This is a genomic window from Streptomyces sp. NPDC012466 (assembly GCF_042955215.1).
Lineage (GTDB): Bacteria > Actinomycetota > Actinomycetes > Streptomycetales > Streptomycetaceae > Streptomyces.
The window spans coordinates 1,011,912-1,029,777 of record NZ_JBIBEQ010000001.1; the positions used below are offsets into that span (position 1 = coordinate 1,011,912).

Annotated in this window: 20 protein-coding genes and 1 pseudogene; all 21 read left to right on the forward strand. The window is 71.9% G+C overall.

Features of this window, described 5'->3' with window-relative positions; all coding sequences use genetic code 11:
• Positions 1–31: 31 nt before the first annotated feature.
• Positions 32–775, forward strand: coding sequence for a glycosyltransferase (locus ACFY9E_RS04590; protein WP_390980301.1), 744 nt, complete (start codon positions 32–34; stop codon positions 773–775).
• Positions 776–1,078: 303 nt separating this feature from the next.
• Complete coding sequence (locus ACFY9E_RS04595; RefSeq protein WP_390979247.1) at positions 1,079–1,537, forward strand: hypothetical protein; 459 nt, start codon at positions 1,079–1,081, stop codon at positions 1,535–1,537.
• Positions 1,538–1,990: 453 nt separating this feature from the next.
• Entirely contained in the window at positions 1,991–2,767 is a 777-nt protein-coding gene (locus ACFY9E_RS04600) for a hypothetical protein (RefSeq protein WP_390979249.1), read from the forward strand.
• An 18-nt stretch (positions 2,768–2,785) separates the two neighbouring features.
• Positions 2,786–4,054, forward strand: coding sequence for an MFS transporter (locus tag ACFY9E_RS04605; RefSeq protein ID WP_390979251.1), 1,269 nt, complete (start codon positions 2,786–2,788; stop codon positions 4,052–4,054).
• 44 nt (positions 4,055–4,098) lie between these two features.
• Positions 4,099–4,596 carry a hypothetical protein gene (locus ACFY9E_RS04610; protein ID WP_390979253.1) on the forward strand — a complete coding sequence of 166 codons (498 nt, stop codon included), beginning with the start codon at positions 4,099–4,101 and terminating at the stop codon, positions 4,594–4,596.
• Between the two features lie 99 nt (positions 4,597–4,695).
• Complete coding sequence (locus ACFY9E_RS04615) at positions 4,696–5,121, forward strand: hypothetical protein (RefSeq protein ID WP_390979255.1); 426 nt, start codon at positions 4,696–4,698, stop codon at positions 5,119–5,121.
• Positions 5,118–5,963 carry a relaxase/mobilization nuclease gene (locus ACFY9E_RS04620; RefSeq protein WP_390979256.1) on the forward strand — a complete coding sequence of 282 codons (846 nt, stop codon included), beginning with the start codon at positions 5,118–5,120 and terminating at the stop codon, positions 5,961–5,963. The genes ACFY9E_RS04615 and ACFY9E_RS04620 overlap by 4 nt, the downstream gene beginning before the upstream one ends.
• 13 nt (positions 5,964–5,976) lie before the next feature.
• The gene (locus ACFY9E_RS04625; RefSeq protein ID WP_390979258.1) at positions 5,977–6,672 is read left to right on the forward strand and encodes a hypothetical protein; all 696 of its coding nucleotides are present in this window, start codon (positions 5,977–5,979) and stop codon (positions 6,670–6,672) included.
• A 23-nt stretch (positions 6,673–6,695) separates the two neighbouring features.
• The gene (locus ACFY9E_RS04630; protein ID WP_390979260.1) at positions 6,696–7,451 is read left to right on the forward strand and encodes a hypothetical protein; all 756 of its coding nucleotides are present in this window, start codon (positions 6,696–6,698) and stop codon (positions 7,449–7,451) included.
• A complete protein-coding gene (locus ACFY9E_RS04635) occupies positions 7,448–8,098 on the forward strand; it encodes a hypothetical protein (protein ID WP_390979262.1) in 651 nt (216 codons plus the stop codon). Before ACFY9E_RS04630 ends, ACFY9E_RS04635 begins: the two co-directional genes overlap by 4 nt.
• Before the next feature lie 14 nt (positions 8,099–8,112).
• The gene (locus tag ACFY9E_RS04640) at positions 8,113–8,520 is read left to right on the forward strand and encodes a hypothetical protein (RefSeq protein ID WP_390979263.1); all 408 of its coding nucleotides are present in this window, start codon (positions 8,113–8,115) and stop codon (positions 8,518–8,520) included.
• Positions 8,521–8,794: 274 nt separating this feature from the next.
• Positions 8,795–9,178, forward strand: coding sequence for a hypothetical protein (locus tag ACFY9E_RS04645; RefSeq protein ID WP_266405131.1), 384 nt, complete (start codon positions 8,795–8,797; stop codon positions 9,176–9,178).
• Positions 9,175–9,978, forward strand: coding sequence for a DUF317 domain-containing protein (locus ACFY9E_RS04650; protein ID WP_390979266.1), 804 nt, complete (start codon positions 9,175–9,177; stop codon positions 9,976–9,978). The genes ACFY9E_RS04645 and ACFY9E_RS04650 overlap by 4 nt, the downstream gene beginning before the upstream one ends.
• A gap of 28 nt (positions 9,979–10,006) precedes the next feature.
• Entirely contained in the window at positions 10,007–10,363 is a 357-nt protein-coding gene (locus ACFY9E_RS04655) for a hypothetical protein (RefSeq protein WP_390979268.1), read from the forward strand.
• Complete coding sequence (locus ACFY9E_RS04660) at positions 10,354–11,172, forward strand: DUF317 domain-containing protein (protein WP_390979270.1); 819 nt, start codon at positions 10,354–10,356, stop codon at positions 11,170–11,172. Before ACFY9E_RS04655 ends, ACFY9E_RS04660 begins: the two co-directional genes overlap by 10 nt.
• Before the next feature lie 73 nt (positions 11,173–11,245).
• Positions 11,246–11,758, forward strand: coding sequence for a hypothetical protein (locus ACFY9E_RS04665; protein ID WP_319648413.1), 513 nt, complete (start codon positions 11,246–11,248; stop codon positions 11,756–11,758).
• Positions 11,759–11,849: 91 nt separating this feature from the next.
• Positions 11,850–11,978: pseudogene (locus ACFY9E_RS04670) on the forward strand (hypothetical protein); the annotation flags it as partial.
• 277 nt (positions 11,979–12,255) lie between these two features.
• Complete coding sequence (locus tag ACFY9E_RS04675; protein ID WP_390979272.1) at positions 12,256–14,046, forward strand: TraM recognition domain-containing protein; 1,791 nt, start codon at positions 12,256–12,258, stop codon at positions 14,044–14,046.
• The gene (locus ACFY9E_RS04680; RefSeq protein ID WP_390979273.1) at positions 14,043–15,311 is read left to right on the forward strand and encodes a DNA cytosine methyltransferase; all 1,269 of its coding nucleotides are present in this window, start codon (positions 14,043–14,045) and stop codon (positions 15,309–15,311) included. The genes ACFY9E_RS04675 and ACFY9E_RS04680 overlap by 4 nt, the downstream gene beginning before the upstream one ends.
• On the forward strand, positions 15,311–16,426 hold the full coding sequence (locus tag ACFY9E_RS04685; protein WP_388325538.1) for a DnaB-like helicase N-terminal domain-containing protein: 1,116 nt from the start codon (positions 15,311–15,313) through the stop codon (positions 16,424–16,426). The genes ACFY9E_RS04680 and ACFY9E_RS04685 overlap by 1 nt, the downstream gene beginning before the upstream one ends.
• Before the next feature lie 66 nt (positions 16,427–16,492).
• A complete protein-coding gene (locus ACFY9E_RS04690) occupies positions 16,493–17,857 on the forward strand; it encodes a DUF317 domain-containing protein (RefSeq protein WP_390979275.1) in 1,365 nt (454 codons plus the stop codon).
• Positions 17,858–17,866 lie beyond the last annotated feature (9 nt).

Below are 17,866 nucleotides of genomic sequence, written 5' to 3' on the forward strand. Positions count from 1 at the left end.
GGAGCCTTCTCTGCCCCCGTACACCACGCCCCTGATCACCGTCGTCATCGCAAGCCGCCTGCGCGAAGACCGGCTGGACTACCTGACCGCCATGCACGCCAGCCTCACCCGGCAGTCCGTGCCGTGGGAGGCCGTGATCGCGCTCGACGGTGCTTCGCCCGACCGTCTGCCGGCTCCGCTCGCCCAGGACCCGCGCGTTCGCACGCTGGCGCTGCCCCGTCCGGTCGGCGCCGCCTGCGCCAGGAACCTGGCCCTCGCTCACGTACGCACCCCGTACACCAACTGGGCCGACGACGATGACCTGTTCCCCAACGATGCGATGGCCGTACGGCTGAACACCCTGGAGTCGACGAGAGTCGGCTGGTGCGCCGGCTGGAGCGAGGACCAGCACCCCGACGGCTCGACCACCCTGTGGCGCTGCCCCACGCCGCCCGGCCGGCATGAGGCCGGTGACGTGTGGACGTACTGGAAGTCGCCTGCGGACACCATCCCCATCGGGCCGACCACGATCCTCGCCCGCACCGACCTCGTGCGCGCCGCTCCGATGGGCGGCCTCGTCCAGGGCGAGGACTACTGCGCGGCCCTCGGCGTCACCGCTCTCGCCCCCGGCATCCTGCTGCCAGTACCCGTGTACAGGTACCGCAAGTGGGACGGGCAGATGACGGCCCAGGTCGGATACGACCGGCTGGAGGCAGCTGCCCGGGAGCACGCCTGGGCGTACGGCCGCAGCCTGCGCGCCGTCCTGTGCGGTGGCGAAAACCTGGTCCGTGGCTGAGGCGCAGATCGTCCTGTCGCACAGCCGGGAGTCCGGGATCGTCGCGATCGCCTCGGGCGAGCAGTACCGGTGGGCGCACACCGCCCTTCCGTGCCGAAGCAGGAGCGCCGAGCACACGCGTGGCCGGCCATCGAGACGTGGCCCGCCGACGGCGAAACGTCCTTTCGTCAGGCCCGCATCAGCGCACCCCATCGTCGCCCGGCCCTGCCCGTCACTGCGCCAGCCCGCCCCCTCACCGCGGCCCGGCCCGCGCACCGCGGCCCCTGACCCTTCCGCCCCACGCCCGAGGAGAGCACCGCCCCCTTGCGACCCGGCACCCACTTCGCCTTCGGCGACCACGAGGAACACGGCTTCGTGGCCTCTTTCACCGCCGCCCTGCCCGCGCACCTCGCCCACTGGTACCTGGAGCGCGAGCAGTTCGAGCCCGTTCCCGGAGAACCCGGCCTGTACCGGCTCAGCGAGCCCGAGCGCGACGGAGTCCGCCGCACCCGCCAAGCCGTCCACGACCTGCGCCGCCACGGCTACACCGTGCAGGCCGACATCCGCCTCGAGCCGTCCCTCTCGGCCGGCCCGCCGCGCCCCGTCCGGCCCAACGGACTCCAGGAGCGCCGCAGCCGGCTCGCCCAGGCCGCCGCCGGCCGGACGACGCAGCGCTCCGCACCGCCCACCACCTCCCCGCCAGCCGCCCGGCCGATCCCGCCGAAGCGCACGTACGCTCCGACCGTCAATTTGACGGCCGCGACCGGCGGGCGGTCCCGATGACACCCGCGAGCAGCCCGGCCCCCGACGGTCCCTTGCCGACAGCGCCCGACCGCGGGCCCTCGGGCGGGCCCGCCGCGGTCACGGTGGTGGGGAACTGGCCAACGGGGCATGCGACTTCCGCTTGCGGATGGCGGTCATCGACAGCGAGACCGAGGCCGCGCTCGACGTGACACGCGACCGCTACGGCCGTACCGTCCACCCGGGCGCCGCCGCAGCCGCACGAGCCCACCGTGACAAGGCGGCGGTGGAGGCGTACGCCACTCACCTCGCCCCGCACGCCGAGGCTCTCCTCGATGCCGCCCGCCTCTTGCTCGACGAGCTGCCACCCGCCCGGCACCTGGCCGGGTGGCGGGCAGTCCTGGACGGCCTGGCTGCATCAGCCGCCGAGATCCGCCGGGCCTCGACCGGCCGGCCGCCCCTGGCTCCCAGGCCGAACGCACTCAGCACGCGGCCTTGTGGCCGCACCTCACCGCTTGGGCGGACCACAGCTCTATCGCCAGCAACCTCGCCGACCAGCGCGACGGCCAGCACCACAAGGCTCCGCTGACCGACGAGGAGCAGCAAATGTGGACCGAGAGGGCCCAGGCCGCGCAGCGGCGCGGAGAGCTGGAGCTGACCGAGTCGTGGTATGCCGCCGACGGGCAGCCGATCACCCTCGCTTACCTGGTCGAGGACAACGACTCGACGGTGGTCGCGCTGCGCGGCGATCCGGGGGTACCGGGCTGGCAGGTGATCGGGCACTACGCCCACGAGTACGAGGCGGGCAAGGCCCTGCCCGCTCCGGTCCCGCCCGGCATCCTGCGCGCGGACGTCTCCCGGTTCAACCGCCCGGCACCGGCCCCGGAGGTGTCTCTGCAGGACCTCATCCGCGGCGTCGTCGAAGGCCACACCGCCGGTGACGCATCGAACGCTCTACTCGGAGCCGTCCAGCGCGGCTACGCCGCCGGCCCGATGGTCCGCCTGCAGGAACTCCTGGAGACGAGCAGCCAGTTCGCCAGCGCCCTGGAGACCGTGCAGGGCCGCCAGATCGCCGCCCGCCTCTCAGCGTTGGGACGGCAGGTCGATTTCCTCACCCGTGAAGTCGAAGAGGCGGCCGAAGACCTCGGCGCGACCGTCGCCGTCCTGCCCCCGCACCGCACCCCCGTGCTACGCGCCCGCCCGCGCCCCGCCGTGGACACCGCCCCGCCCACGCCGCCACCCCGCGCCAGCACGACCGCCCGCCACCGTTAGCCCCCGAGAAAGCACCCGTTGTCCCCGACCGCACCCCCGGCCCCGGCTCCGCGCATCACCTACGGCGCGGTGCTGGGCAGCCCGTACGTCGCCCGCCTCCTCGGCGGCACCCTCACCGGCCGACTCCCTAACGGCATGGCGCCCGTCGCCATCCTCCTGTGGGCCACCACGAGCGGCAGCAGCATCGCCTTCGGCGGACTGCTCAGCGCCCTGTACGGGCTGTCCTCCTCGGTGGTGCAGCCCGTCAAGGGACGCCTCATGGACCGCCACGGCCAGGTGGCGGTGCATCTTCCGGCCGCCGTGCTCAACTCGGCTCTCCTGGTGACCCTTCCGCTGACGGGACCGTACGGCGGACCGGGCCTCGCCACGGCCCTCGTCGTCGCCGCCGGCCTGACCACCCCGTCCCTGGAGGCCGGGCTGCGGGCCCTGTGGCCCAGCGTGCTGCCCGACGCCCGCCTTCGACACGCCGCGCTCGCCCTCGACACCGGTACGCAGGGCCTCCTGTACATCGTCGGCCCCCTGCTCGTCGCCGCCCTTGCCTCCGCGTACAACCCGAGCGTCGCGATCACCGTCACCGCCGTCCTCGGCCTGGCCGGCACCACCGTGGTCGTCCTCGCTCCGCCATCGCGGCGCTGGCGATCGACGCCGTCAGTCGGCACCCTGCACGGTCCCGTTGGACGGCTGACCAGCCCCGGTCTGCTGCTCCTGTTCGTCTCTCTGACGGGCATCGGGTTCGCGATCGGGGCCTTGAATGTGTGGTCGATCGCCATAGCCGAGGACCACGAACAGGACATGCTCTCGGGCATCATCCCCGCCGCGTTCTCCACCGGCAGCTTCCTGGGCGGCCTCGTCTACGGGCGCCGCACCTGGAGTCGGACCGCCGCCGACCGGCTGATCATCGCCAGCGCCGCGTTCCTGGCCGGATGGCTCCCGCTCGCAACCCAGCCCGCGCCGTTCGCGGCCACCGCCGCGGTCACCGTGCCTGGTGGGTTCCTGACCGTCGTGGTCGCCTGCGCCTACGTGACCACCGATGCTCTCGCCCCTGCGGGCCGGACCAGCGAGGCGTATGCGTGGCTGATCCTCTCGATCGGCGTCGGGCAGTCCGCCGGTACCGCCCTGGCCGGATGCCTCGCCGAGCAGACGCTGGCCAGCGCGGCGCTCCCCGCCGCCGGCGCGGCCTTCGCCCTCGCCGTCCTTCTCGCCGCGCGCCGACAGCTCCGCCCCGCCGGGCACCGGCCGCCGGGCCGACACCGCCGCCCACTCCGAGGCCAACACAAGACGTCCTGATCAGGGCGCCCCCCACCTTCCAACCCCCTTGAGGAGATCGAATTATGGCCGTGCGTACGCACTGGACCGTGGAGCACGCCTGCTCCCACAGCGTGGATCATGACCTGTCCAATCGTCCTGCCGACAAGCGGGCGGGCTTTGCCCGTTGGCTCGCGTCGAAGGACTGCACCGACTGCTGGAAGGCGGCGCGCGACGCCGACTCCGAGTCCAAGGAGGAGTGGCTCGCGACCAAGCGGGCCGAGGAGCAGGAGGCAGCCGTCGCGTGGGCCAAGCAGTTCTACATGCCGCAGTTGGAGGGCCCGGAGAAGGCCCTGGGCTGGGGCGAGCGCTCCCGCCACCAGCTGATGACGGCCGCGCACACCGCGCTCGTCGTCGAGGGCACTTGGGACGAGGCGGACTGGGCGAAGCTGGAGCAGAAGGCCCGCTCCGTCACCCGTGCCGGATGGTGGATCGACCAGCGGGACGCCGAAGGCACTGACCTGCTCGAACTCCTCGACGCGGCCAGTGAGGCGGACCGCGGGACGGAGAACCCGTTCCGCTGACGGCGGGGCAACATAGCCGGGAAACGCCGGTTAGCCAAACCGGCGTTCCTCCGGACTATTGATGCTCCCACCCCGCCAGCCATCGCGTGGAAGGAACTCATGTCCCAGCCCCCGTCCGCCTCGGCGTTCGCACCGACGCCCGACCCGCTCACCCCCGACCGGGACATCACCCACGCCCATTTCCAGGCCGGTGACACCGTCGTCGTCCTGAAGGGGGTGGCCGGCGGAGAACTGTGGGGCGACGCGATGCGCGTCGTGGCCCCTTCCTGGCACACCCCGACCGACGAGGACGGGTGGCGGCTGCGGGATGCGACCGGCGGCGCCCAGTCCTACGTCACCGCCCACCCTCGCTACCTCGTGCACCTCTCACGCCGCTGCCCTGACTGCCTGATCTATCTACGGGCCATGGAGGACTCCCTCCTCGCACGGTTCGCCGACCGCGACGAGCTGATCGACTGCGGCTGGTACACCACCACCGCCCTGGGCCAACTCGTGCACATCGCCGACATCCGGAGCGGCCGTTGATCCCCCGCCTGCACGAGCGGACCCACCGGCCCCACCACCCGCTCGAAGAGGCGCTGGGGCGGCCGGTCTCACCGAACGAGGGCCTGACGGAACACACGATCGCCGCCCACTGGCCCGGCCTGGATTACTTCACCCTGGACGACGAGCAGAAGACCTGGACGTCCGTCCAGTGGGCCGAGCACCTCGAAGACCCCTACCTGGAGCACCCGTTCGCCAGCAGCCCCGACGGCGACCGGCGGGCGATCCTCCACCTCGACATCCGCCTTCACCCCGACGACCGGGAACTGACAGGACCGGAGTGGGCCGAGGTCGCTCAACGGCTCGCACGAGCCGTCGGCATCGAGATCCCCGGCAAGGAACATGGCTGCCGGTGGATCGCCGTCCAAGCCCAGCCAGGGCGCCTCGACCTGATCGCCAACCTGATCCATCTCGACGGCGCGTGGCACGCTCCTCCCGCAGACAAACTGCGGCGCCTGGCACAGGAGGCGCGTCGCATCGAACAGGATCTCCACCTGATCCCTGTCCGATCCGACCCCCCTTCGCGGCCTGCCGTCCGCACGGCGCCCACGGCGTCGTCCCAGCTCGCGACCATCCTCACGCAGCTCGCCGACGAACAGGCCAGCCCTCTGGCAGCGGTACGCGGACTCGTCGAGCACACCTCGCACCGGATCGCCCGCCAGCCGGGAGCAGCCAGCACCGATACGGCACACCGCCTGGAGCTGATCGCCCGCCGCCTCCACGCCATCCAGCAGGACCTGGACACCACCGCAGACCGCCTGGTCCAGCCCCGCGCCGTCCCGGCCCCGGACGCCGTCCGGCACAACGCCCACCGATCACCGTAGGAGAAACGTCTCCTTGCCCCGCACCGACCGCTTCCTGGACATCCGCCGCGACCCGCACTCCGACGAACTCCTTGCCCGCGGCGGCGACTCCGAGGCACACAGCATCCTCCAGCGCGCGGGCTTCGTCGCCGTCGTCCGCGTCCATGAGACGTACCACCGCGCCCCGACCGGCCTAGCGGAGGACGACGAGTCCCGTCTCGCCACCGACGCCGTGGCCCGCCTGCGGGCGGCCGGCTACCACGTCGACTGCGACGCGGACTTCGACACCGACTCGCGTCCGGCCAGCTACCTGCCGCTGGGATCCTCCGTTGCCCACGTCACCGAGCGCCTTCGCGAGGCCGCCACTACGGGCGAGGCGGCCGATGCGCTGACTGAGCTGACCGCCGCCCACGACGGCGTCCTCGCCGCGCTGGAGGAAGTCCTCACCGCCACCGCCGACTTCCACGACGGGCTCGGCCAGGCGGCCGACCCCTACATCGCGCGGCGGCTTCGCTACCTCGCCGACGAGCACCTTCGCGTCATCCGTACCGACCTCTCCGAGACCCGCAACCAGCTCGCCGACCGGCATGCCCCGCACCCCGGCCGCAGCATCTGCACCGGGGAAGTCCCGTCAACCGAGCAAGAGCGCTCTGCCGTGTGCGCCTGCCCGCCACCGCCGCGCACCCTACCGGCCCCGCCGCCCCCGATGGCCGCCGGACTGCGCCGCTGACTCCCACCTCGCCCAAGGACACCATGCACGACCACCACACCTCCGAGCGCCTCGCCTCGTACGCCGACGTTCTCGCCGGCGAACTCCCCGACAGTTGGACCAGCTCCCACCTGCCAGCCGACGCCAAGGACGACCTCGCCGAACTCGCCGACCGAATCTGGGACCTGGACCTGGTCGCCGCCTCTCTCGCCGAGCACCCCCTGCAGCAGGCCGCCATCCTGAGCCGACAGGACGGTGCGCAGCTCGTCCTTCTGGACCGGAGCGACGAGCGCGACGGCTTCCTCATCGCCGCCGTCGCCCCGCACGCCCTGCCCGACGAGGCGTTCCGCGGCGTTCCCGAGCCCAACGGCATCGCCCTGGCCGATGACCCGTTCCTGAGCGCCGAGCAGGTCACCGGCGACCTGCTCGCCCGCTACGACGCCGCCCTCGCCCAGGTCCGCCACAACGCCCTGGGCGGCATCCAGCCCTCCCAACCGGACCGGGTCGTCCTGACCTGGCAGCCGGACGGCAGCATCGCCACCGCCCCCGCCGACGACCGCGCCAGCGCGGTCCTCATGGCCCACGGCTTCGTCCAGGGCCCGCAGAGTGGCATCTACCACCTGAGTGGTGACGACACCCAGGCCCAGGCCCGCGCCCTGCGCGAGATCGGCCCGCACCTCGACGCGCTCGGCATCGGCACCGCTCTGCAGCATCCCGCAGGCCGGACCGCGCCCACCACCGCCGCTTCCGTGCCGCACGTCCCGGCCGGTCCCCGTACCCCAACCACCCGGTCTCGGTGAAGCAGACGGAGCCCGACTTCTGGGTGCTGGAGTACGTCACCATCACCAAGGACCCCCGAACCGACCTGGTCGTGGCCATCGGCGGCACCGAAAAGGCCGCGGACATCCTCCAGCGAACCGGCGGCTTCCTCTCCGCTCCCGGACCGCGCGGGGACCATCACCGGCTTCCACACGGCCGGCCCATCGAGCAGCAGCGCCAGAAGGCGACCGCAGCCTCGCACGCCCTGCTCGCCGCCGGTCACAGCGTCCACCTCGACCCCACGCTGAACATGCTGGTCGCACCGGACGGTGAACGTGAGGCCGCCCTGCGCTACCTGGCGGGCCTCGCTGAGCGAGCCGCAGCCGCCACAACCAGCAGCGAGGTGGCCGAGGTCCTGACCGAGATCGCTGCCCCCGTCCACGGGCTGCTGCCCCTCGCCAGAGAGGTCGTCGTCAGCGCCTGGATCGCCGCCAGCGACTTCCAAGGGGCCGCGCCCACCGGGGAACCCGATCCCATCGCACGGCTCGGAAGCACCGCCACCTCCATGAGCGAGGCCGCGCGCGCCATCCTCCACGCCCGCAACCACGCCGCGCGCCCTGCGCAGCGGCCGGCCACTACCTCACCACCGCCGAGCCGCGCCCAGCCCGCGAAATCCCGCCGCCGCTGAGTCCGGAGAACCACATGGCCAACCTGGCCGACGAATACGGCACGGACGTCGAGATCTACATCAAGGCCCTGACGACCACCATCCACGCCGACACCCCAACGGGCGCCCCCGCCCAGCTCCACGACCTGCTGGAACACCTCGGCCTGGAACGCCACGAGTACCCCGCCGACACGCCCATCTACATCTGGCACACCGTGCCCGAACACCTCGACGCCGACGAGCAGAAGCGGCTGGCAACCCGCGCCATCCCGGTCCTGCTCCTGGCCGGGTACGAGGTCAACTGCACGCCCGACGTCTTCGACGAATCCGCCTACCGACAGGCCGTGCAGGACCTGCGCACCCGAGCGGGCCGCCCTGCCGTGCGGCAACAGGCACCGATCGGCTCCCCCTCGCCTGCAGCCCCGGCCCGCCGCACCCCGTAAGGCGCCTGGGCGGTCCCGGCACCGCGCCGGGACCGCCCGCCTCACCACCCGAGACCCGGAGATACCCGTAGCAATCCGCACACCCCCACCGATCAGCAACCGGCTCAAGCCCCGACTCGCCACGGCCCTCTTCCGCCGCTATCTGCGCGCCTGTATTCCGACCGGCCCCGACCACGCCTCCCCGCTGGCCGGCGCCCGCCCGGAGGCCGCCCTCGCCGAGACGCAGCGCGTCGGGCATCGCCACCACCACTGACCGTCCACCGCCCGGAGGAGCATGTCCCACCCCACCCCCTACCCGGTGAGACTGGCCGACGAGATCACCCGCCAGCTCGGCCAGCTCGCCGACCACCTATCTCAGCTTCCCCCGCCCCAGGCCGCTCAGGTCATCGCCCGCGTTCTCGACCCGGACACCGGAGTCCTCGGCGGCGTCACCCACCTCGTCGCCACCGGCAGCGTGTTCGCCAAGGACCAGGCAGAGCGAGGCGCGCTCCCCGCGGAGGTGTGGCTCGCCCTGGGCCGTGCCTCGAACGAACTCGGCGACATCACCCTCGACCTGGACGAACACAAAGACGCTCTTCAGCGCGTCGGCGCCCAGCCCGCCACTACGGCGGCGAAGCCCCCGGCACCCGCACCGCTCGTCGTCCGGCGCCGCCGGTGAAGAAGAAGCAGTGGCAGGGCTGGGGACCCGACGAGCAGGCCGAGCAGCACTACCTCGTCCAGCCCCGCGCCCTGGCCGGCGGCGGCGACGTCCGGCACGTCTCGGAGTTCCTGCGCGCCTCCGGCTGGAGGGACAAGTCCAAGACAGGCGGCCCCCTGCGCATGGAGAGCCCGGACCGCACCGTCCGCATCGCCTACGACCCCTACGTCCTCCCCGGCGGATGGACCATCCACGGCCACGCAGACGGAGCGAACGGCGAGTGGTCTGCCCACCTGGGCCGGCAAACGCCGGCGGAGATCGTCGCCGGCCTGACCGACGCCCTCACCCGCCCCCGCTTCGCCCACGCCCCCAACGTCTGGGCCCCTCTGCAGGAGCAGAACTGGCACACGCGCTTCGAGGGCCAGGACTACATGGCGACGAGCCCCGACGGCACCGCGTGGATGCAGTACCGGCAAAGCCCCGACGGGGCGGCGATGTGGTGGACCGGAGCGCGGGACAAGCAGGGCAACGGCTGGACGGCCAACTTCACGCCGAACACCCCCATGCACCTGGTGCAAGCCTTCTCCACCGAACTCGCCAGCCCGGACCCCGTGATGCGCCCGCGCGGACGCGTGCCGCACAGCGCGCAAATCCGTACCTGGTCGGTGTCCGTGAAGCCCTCCCAGCTCAGTGCGTGGCAGCAGGCCCGCATCACGGCCGCCCGCGCCGCCACCTGGGCCCGCAACAGCGCCCGTAGCACCAGGCCGCGCACCAGCGCCCATCCCTACACCCCGGCCGGCGGCGCACGCACCCGCCGCTGACCGCAATAGCCCCGCCTCGAGGAGCCCGATGCCCGCACTCACCCCGGACACCATCCGCACCCTGACCGAAGCGCTCGCGGACCTCACCGACTACTTGCGCGAGAACCCCGACCCCGCAGAAGCCCTCGCCCTCGTCGAGCCCCTCCTCGACGAGTACACGGGCCTACCCGTCCAGTTCGCCGACACGCTGCGCGCCCTCGCCCGCGCCGTTCAGGAGAGCCCTGACGCGCCGCGCACGGCGCAGGGCGACCTGCTGATCACCGAGCTGCGCACGGCCGCGTGGGAACTGGCCGACCAGCACACCCTCCACTACGTGCTGGACGATCTCCGTGACCTGTACGGCAGTTCGCCGACGAGCGAGCAGGGGTGCTGCTGGTGCCGCTGAGCGAACGGCAGCTCGCCGCCTTCGCCGACAAGCACGCCGTGCAGATCCCGTACGACACCAGCCCCCGCCACCTCGCCGGCCCCGGAGACGCCCGCCACGTCACCCACGGTCTGGCCGCCGCCGGATGGAACGCCGTCTCCGACCCCCTGAGCGCCGAGATCATCCTGGCAAGCCCTGACCTTCGCCACCGGCTCCAGTTCGACCCGCAGTCCCGCACCTCGGCGTGGTGGCGGCTACGGGCGGAGCCCGTCGGCACCGAGCCCGGCTGGTACGCCGAGTTCGGCGAACTCGTGCCCGCCGAGGTCCTCGCCGCCTTCACCGACGCCCTCACCGCCCCGCCGCCACAGCAGCCGGGCCCGTGGCAGCAGGTGACCTCGGCAGGATGGCACCACGAGCCAGACGGCGCGCGCTCGCCGGACTCCATGTGCCACATCGAACTGCGGCCGTTGAGCGAATTCCACGACCGGTCGTCCTGGCACATCGAGACCCGCGAGCCCGGCCAAGGGGAGTTTCCCGGCCCGCGCATCTGGCACGCCTACCTCGACGAGCACACCCCCGCTCACCTGGTCAGCGCGTTCCTCACCGCGCTGACCGACCGCAACCCGCTCCAGCGCGGCATGTTCGAACGCACCGGCCACTACAGCGCCGTACAGGAGCCCAGCCCGCTGCGCCCGCAGCAGGTGGTCGACGCCCACGTCACGCGCATCAAGCATCTGCGCGCCCAGGCACGCTCAGCCCGCCGCCAGCAGACGAAACCCGCGACGATCCCGGCGCGCGCCAGTACCGCGCAGCCGGCCGCTCGCCGCTGACCTGACAGGACCCCTCCTAATCTCCCGAGACCACCACGCACACCGCGACTTCCTGCGCCACCTCGACCACTACGTGCGGGACAGCCAGAAGATCCTCGACGCCTGGGACGCCTACTCCGACGAGCACACCGGCCTCGACGGCTGGCCCTACGACGACCACGCCTACGGCATGCGCAAGAGCCAGCGCGATGCCGACACCGCCGAGGCGTTCGAGCCGCTCCGCTATGGCGCCCGGCACCTGCTGGCGACCGCCGAGACACAGCTGGCCCAGCTGCCAGAGAACACGGTGCAGAGCCGCTGGGTATACCAGCTGGGCGTCCTGCACACGGCCCTCGACCGTCTCGACGAACTGCACGAGCAATGGCTGCTCACCCGCGACGCCCTGCCCGCCACCGCCAAGCCCGGCACCGCCGAATTCGACGACGCCCTCGCCGAACATCACGCCGAATCCTGGAGCTACCTCGACGACTGGGCCACCCACGGCAAAGCGCTCCGGGAGATCAACACCGCAGCCCGCAAGGCCCCCTCATCCCTGGTTCCCATGCCTGCCCTCGCACCCATGCGACGAACTGCGGCACGGAAGTGACTAGGGCCCCGACTCCCGAGACCGTCGAGGTCGACTTCTCCGTACGGAGCGCTCCGGCAGGCCGGCTGGTCACCGTACGGCGACAACGGCCTTGCTTCCCCCGACAAGACGGCGTACGTCGAGCGGCTGGGAACACCGGCTGATCCGGAAGCCTGGTTCGTCACGGTCGCCCTCGGCACAGAAGGTCTGGCAGGCCCGCTTCGGTGCGCACACTCCGCCATACCTTGTCGCCGCGTTCACCGCCGCGCTCGGCGATCCGAAGCCCGTGCACCGCACCGACAGCGGGCGCAGTCTGCCGACCCTCGACCCGAACGTCGTCATCCGCCGGACGACCGACGTGCTCGCCGTGTACGTCGCCGGCGCGCTGGAAGACCGCGTTCACTCCCTCGCTGCCCGGCACACCACCACGCCAACGGCCTCGATCCCCTCACGGCCAGCGCCGCCCAGGCACGGCCGCAGCCGCTACCCCTCCCTCCTTGCCCGGAAGCACCTAGCCCTTGCCCCCTTCCTCCTCCAGCAGCAGCACCGACGGATACGACCTCGTCCTGTGCCTCCTCCTCGGCGTGCTCGCCGTCGTCGTCCCCCTGTCCCACCTGGCCTGGCTGTCCGGCAACATCACCGCCTACCTCACCGGCACCAGCTGGGCCCCCTACCAGCCGACCAACGCCCTGCTCCGCCCCGAGCAGGTCTGGCCCGCCGCAGGAGATACGTCCCTGCTGATCGGTGCCCGCATCGTCCCCGTTCTCCTGCTTCTCGCTCTCGGGGCAGGGGCTGGCGTCCTGTGGGCCCGGCACAACAACCGAAGCGGCGGCCGGAAGAAGATCACCGACATGGCCAAGGCCCGGGACATCGAGCCGCTGATGGCCAAGGCGATCACCGACAAGGCCCGCTCCCTGCGCCCCAGCCTGAAGGACAGCAAGCACATCGACGCGAAGGACACCGGCATCCTTCTCGGCAACCTGCAGGGCAGCCGCCACGAGGTGCGGATGGGGTTCGAGGACGTCGCCGTCGCGATCATGGCGCCCCGGTCCGGCAAGACCACCTCGCTCGCCATTCCGTCCATGCTCGGCGCACCCGGCCCGGTCCTGCTGACATCGAACAAGGCCGCCGGAGACGCCTTCACCACCGCCTACGAGGCAAGGGCCCGGGTGGGGGCGGTGTGGACCATGGATCCACAGCAGATCGCGCATGCCGCCCGCGAGATGTGGTGGAACCCTCTTGCCAGCGCGACCACCTTGGACGGGGCGAACCGGCTCGCCGGACACTTCCTCGCCGCCTCGGTGGATGCCTCCCAGCAGGGCGACTTCTGGTCGAAGGCCGGCAGCAACATCTTGTCCCAGCTGCTCTTGGCTGCGGCGCTCGACGAGCGGCCCATCACCGACATCATGCAGTGGCTCGCCTTCCCCGCCGACCGCACTCCGCTGGACATCCTGCGCGACCACGACTTCGCCGCCGTCGCCGCTCAGCTCAAGGGCACCGTCGAAGGCCCCCCGGAAACGAGGGACGGCATCTACGAGACAGCCCGGCAGTACGCCTCCGCGCTCCTGAACGCGGAAATCGCCGCGTGGGTGACGCCGCAGAAGGACGTCCCGGAATTCCGACCGGAGCAGTTCGTCACGTCCACCGACACGCTGTTCCTGCTCAGCAAGGACGGTGGCGGCGGAGCCTCGGCGCTGATCGCCGCGTGCGCGGACTCGGTGATGCGGGCCGCGACCGCGCAGGCCGAACGTGCTGGCGGGCGCCTGGATCCGCCCATGCTGGCGATCCTCGACGAGGCCGCCAACGTGTGCAAGATCAGCGACTTGCCGGACCTGTACTCCCACCTCGGCAGCCGCGGGATCATCCCGATCACGATCCTGCAGTCCTACCGCCAGGGCCAGAAGGTCTGGGGAGACGCGGGCATGGACGCCATGTGGTCCGCCTCGACTGTCAAGGTGATCGGCAGCGGTATTGACGACCCGGACTTCGCGGACAAGCTCAGCCGCCTGATCGGTGACCACGACGTGAAGACCACGTCCACCTCGCACTCAGAGTCCGGAAAGAGCACGTCGGTGTCGATGCGGCAGGAGCGGATCTTGCCCGCCGACGCGATCCGAGCCCTGCCCAAGGGAACCGCGCTCTGCTTCGCCACCGGCATGCGCGCCGCCATGCTCGACCTTCGGCCGTGGTACCGGGAGCCCGGCGCGGAGGAGCTGTCCGCGGCGTCCGCCCGCGCGTCGCAGGCGATCACCGCCCGCGCCGTGGCGAAGCACGCGCCGACACAGTCCGACTTGGGGCTGACCACGTGATACTCGACCTCTTCGCGGGGCCGGGCGGCTGGAGCAGGGCACTGCACGTCCTCGGCGTGCGCGACATCGGGCTGGAATGGGACGAGTGGGCGTGCAAGACCCCGGCTGCGGCTGGGCAGTTGACAATCCGCACCGACGTGGCAATGTATCCGACGTGGCCTTTCATCGGCCGCACCCGCGGAATGATCGCTTCCCCTCCGTGCCAGGCGTGGAGCATGGCCGGCAAACGCCTCGGCCTGCTCGACCAGCCGCTGGTGCACGCGGCGGTCGAGGACCTGGCCGCCGGACGCGACTCCCGCGAACGCCTCCTCGCCGCATGCCGTGACGAGCGCTCCCTGCTCGCAGCCGAGCCGATGCGCTATCTGTACGCCCTGAACACGGTCGGCGAGCCCGACTGGGTCGCCATGGAGGAAGTGCCGCACGTCCTGCCCTTGTGGAAGCAGTACGCGGCCGTCCTGCGCGGGTGGGGGTTCTCCGTCTGGTACGGGATCCTCAACGCGGCCGACTTCGGCGTCCCGCAGACCAGGAAGCGGGCGATACTCCTGGCCTCCCGCGTCCGTACGGCGCAGCCTCCTACCCCCACGCACTCCCAATTCGCCGAACCGGAGTCGCTGTTCGGTCCGGGCCGCGCCCGCTGGGTCAGCATGGCCGAGGCCCTGGGATGGGGCGCAACCGACCGGCCCGTCCCCACCGTCTGCGCGGGCGGTGGACCCGGCGGTGGACCCGAACCGTTCCCGTCGGGCTCCCGCAAGACGCTGTCCGACGCACGTGAGCGCGGCACCTGGATGCCCCGGCCGGACGGAGTGGTCCTGCAGTCCCGTCGTGAAGGCGCCGGATGGGCGGCCCGGCACGGCACCCGCGAGAACCGGGCCGCCGACGCTCCGGCGCCGACGTTCACCGCTGAGGCCCCCCGCTGGTCCTGGTCCCTGCGCAGCAACAACCAGGCAAACGCCACCGTCCGTCCACTGTCCGAGCCGGCTGGCACGCTGTTCTTCGGGCACCGCGCGAACGAGTGCACCTGGGTCGCCGAGCCCGCCTCGCCGGCCATGGATGTCGACGCGCCAGCGGTTCCCGAGCCGATCCGGATCACCGCCCGCGAGGCAGGCATCCTGCAGACCTTCCCCGCCGACTATCCCTGGGCCGGCAACAAGGGCCAGCAGTTCTCCCAGATCGGCAACGCGGTACCCCCGTTGCTCGCCGGCCACCTCCTCGCCCCACACCTCGGCGTCACCCTCCACCCCGACGACTTCACCCTCGCCGCCTGATGCCCCACGCCCCCGAACCCGACGAAGACGACCTCGACGCCATCGCACCGCCCCAGCCGGTGTTCCACGTGGAGCAGGCCCTCCTCGGCGCCCTCCTCCTCGATCCGCACCGTCTCAGCAACGTGACCGGCATCGCCGCCGACTCGTTCTCCACCGCCGCGCACGCCGCCTTGTACGCCGCGATCACCACCCTGCCGCCGCCCGACCCCGCCGAGCACGCGAAGAACACCAAGTGGCTCGACCGCGTGCTCGCCACAGGCCGGGAGCAGGCGCGCGGACTCACCGCCTCCTACCTGCACACCCTCGTCCAGGTCTGCCCTTGGCCCAGCCACGCCCCCGCCTACGCCCGGATGGTCGAGGCGGAGCACGCCCGCCGCCGCCTGCTGACGGCCGCCGAACGCCTCGTCCACACCGTCCACGACGTCTCCCTCCCGCACCCCGTCCAGACGGTTCTCGCCGAGGCCGATGCGCTCGCCGCGGTCGTGGACGACATCGCCAACCGCTTCCCGCCACGCGCAGGCGTGCTGCCCCGCACGGCACCGCCGCCGCCCGCCGCGCCCGACCCCGCAGAGGCCGTCGAGGAGGAGCAGATGCTGCTCGCCACCGCAACGGCCTACCCCTCCGACATCGAAGCCGTCCGGTGGCTGCTCCCCGACGACCTCACCCTGCCGCTGCACGCCGGCCTGTGGCAGTGCCTGACCGGCCTTGCCCGCCGCCACGAGCCCGTCGACCCCGTCACCGTCCTGTGGGAAGCCCAGCAGCGCGGCCTGCTGGACGACGGCAGTGAACCAGGCGAGGTCCTCCGCATGCTGGCCGAACCGGCCGGATCCGTCGAGCACTGGGGCGAGCGCGCCCTGCAGCGCTCCCTCCTGGCCACGGCCGAGCACACCGGCCGACGCATCGAGGCATACGCCGGCGACCCGGCGAACACCCCCTTCCAACTCATCGTCGGCGCCCGCCGCGCCCTCGCCGACATCGCCGCCGCCCGCACCCGCTGGCAGCACGCCACCGGAGCCACCCCGCCACAGCAGCGGCGACCGGCGCCCACCACCCGCGCCGGCCCGCCGACCACCACGGCTGCACACACCGCCCGGTCCACACGGGCAACCCGATAGCCCCCCGCGTACACCGGTGGCCGGACCCCAAGGCCCGGGCACCGGCAGAAGAGACGAGACCCCCACGTGACTCCCGCCATCGACGCCCACGTCCGCCTCGACACCCACCCCACTCACCCGAGCGCCGTGCAGGCCGTCCTAACCGGCAGCCAGGCCCACGTCGCTCTCATGGCTCTGGAGGCTGCCGACTGGAGCGCCGCCGCCGACAACATCCTGGTCCTGGCCCGCATCGATCACGAGGAGCCCTACTGGGCCGCTGACGCCGCCAAGCACCTGATCGCCGAAGGCATCACCGTCGAGATCACCCCTCGGCTCCAGGAGGCCATCGACGAGGAATGGACCTGGGCGAACTACCCGATGCCCTGGTGCACCCGCAGCCAAATCCGCGAGGTCTCCAACCAGGCGCAGAAGATCCACGACGACATCCGCAACGGCCAGCTCCTCATCCACGCCCACGCCCACGACGGCCACACCACCGTCGCGGTCGGCACCTACCTCCACCGAGGCGGCAAGTCCGTCTACCTGCACGGCGAGGACCACCTGCGCCAAATCGCCGACACCTTCGACTCGCCCGCCAAGGCCCTGCTCGCCTTCGAGAAGGCTCACGCGGCCGAGATGAGCCCCGGCCCAGCTCCCCTGACCGACACAGAACGCGCCGCCATCGAAGCGCGCTCCGTCTTCGGCGTCACTACGGCCAAGTCAGAACCCTCCCGCCCGGAGCCGGAGACCGTTCCCGTCTACCGGGCCGATGCCGGCGACCACGACGCGCTCCTCGACACCTTCCTCGACGCGCACAGCGAGTTCGAGAAATGGCGCACCTGGTCGGATGACACGACGCACGCCATCCACGAGTCGCAGACCCTGCGTATCGAGCGCGTCCACGAAACCCCCGCCCACGAGACCGCATGGACCGTAGCCGCCTACGAGACACCCGTCTCCGACCGCATGTGGGTCCTCACCGCGACCGGCGCCACCCCCGCCCCAGTGCTGCAGAATCTGCTAATCCACCTCGCCGACGGCGACGGCTGGGACACGGTCATCAGCGCGCCGGTGGACGAGAAGATGGTCACCGCAGCCACCCAGCCGCTCTCCGACGCCGGATGGAAGCACACCGTGGACGGGCGATGGATCCGCTGGGCCTCCCCCGACAGGGACGCGGGCGTCCAGTTCGACGCCTTCACTGCACAGCACCCGATCCAGAACCTGGCCACCTGGACCATCTGGGCCGGACCTGGCCCAGACCGGCCCAACTGGACCATCACCGCGTCCCCCCAGACCCCGTGTTCGCTGCTGACCGACCTCACCAAGACCCTCGCCCACGAGACCGGCACGCACCAGGCTCAGCCGGCAGACCGCGAACAGTGCTTCGCCGTCCCACCGCCGACTGCTCAGGCAGTTGCGGGCGCCCTTTCAGCCAGCCGTAGGCGCTGACCATGGATG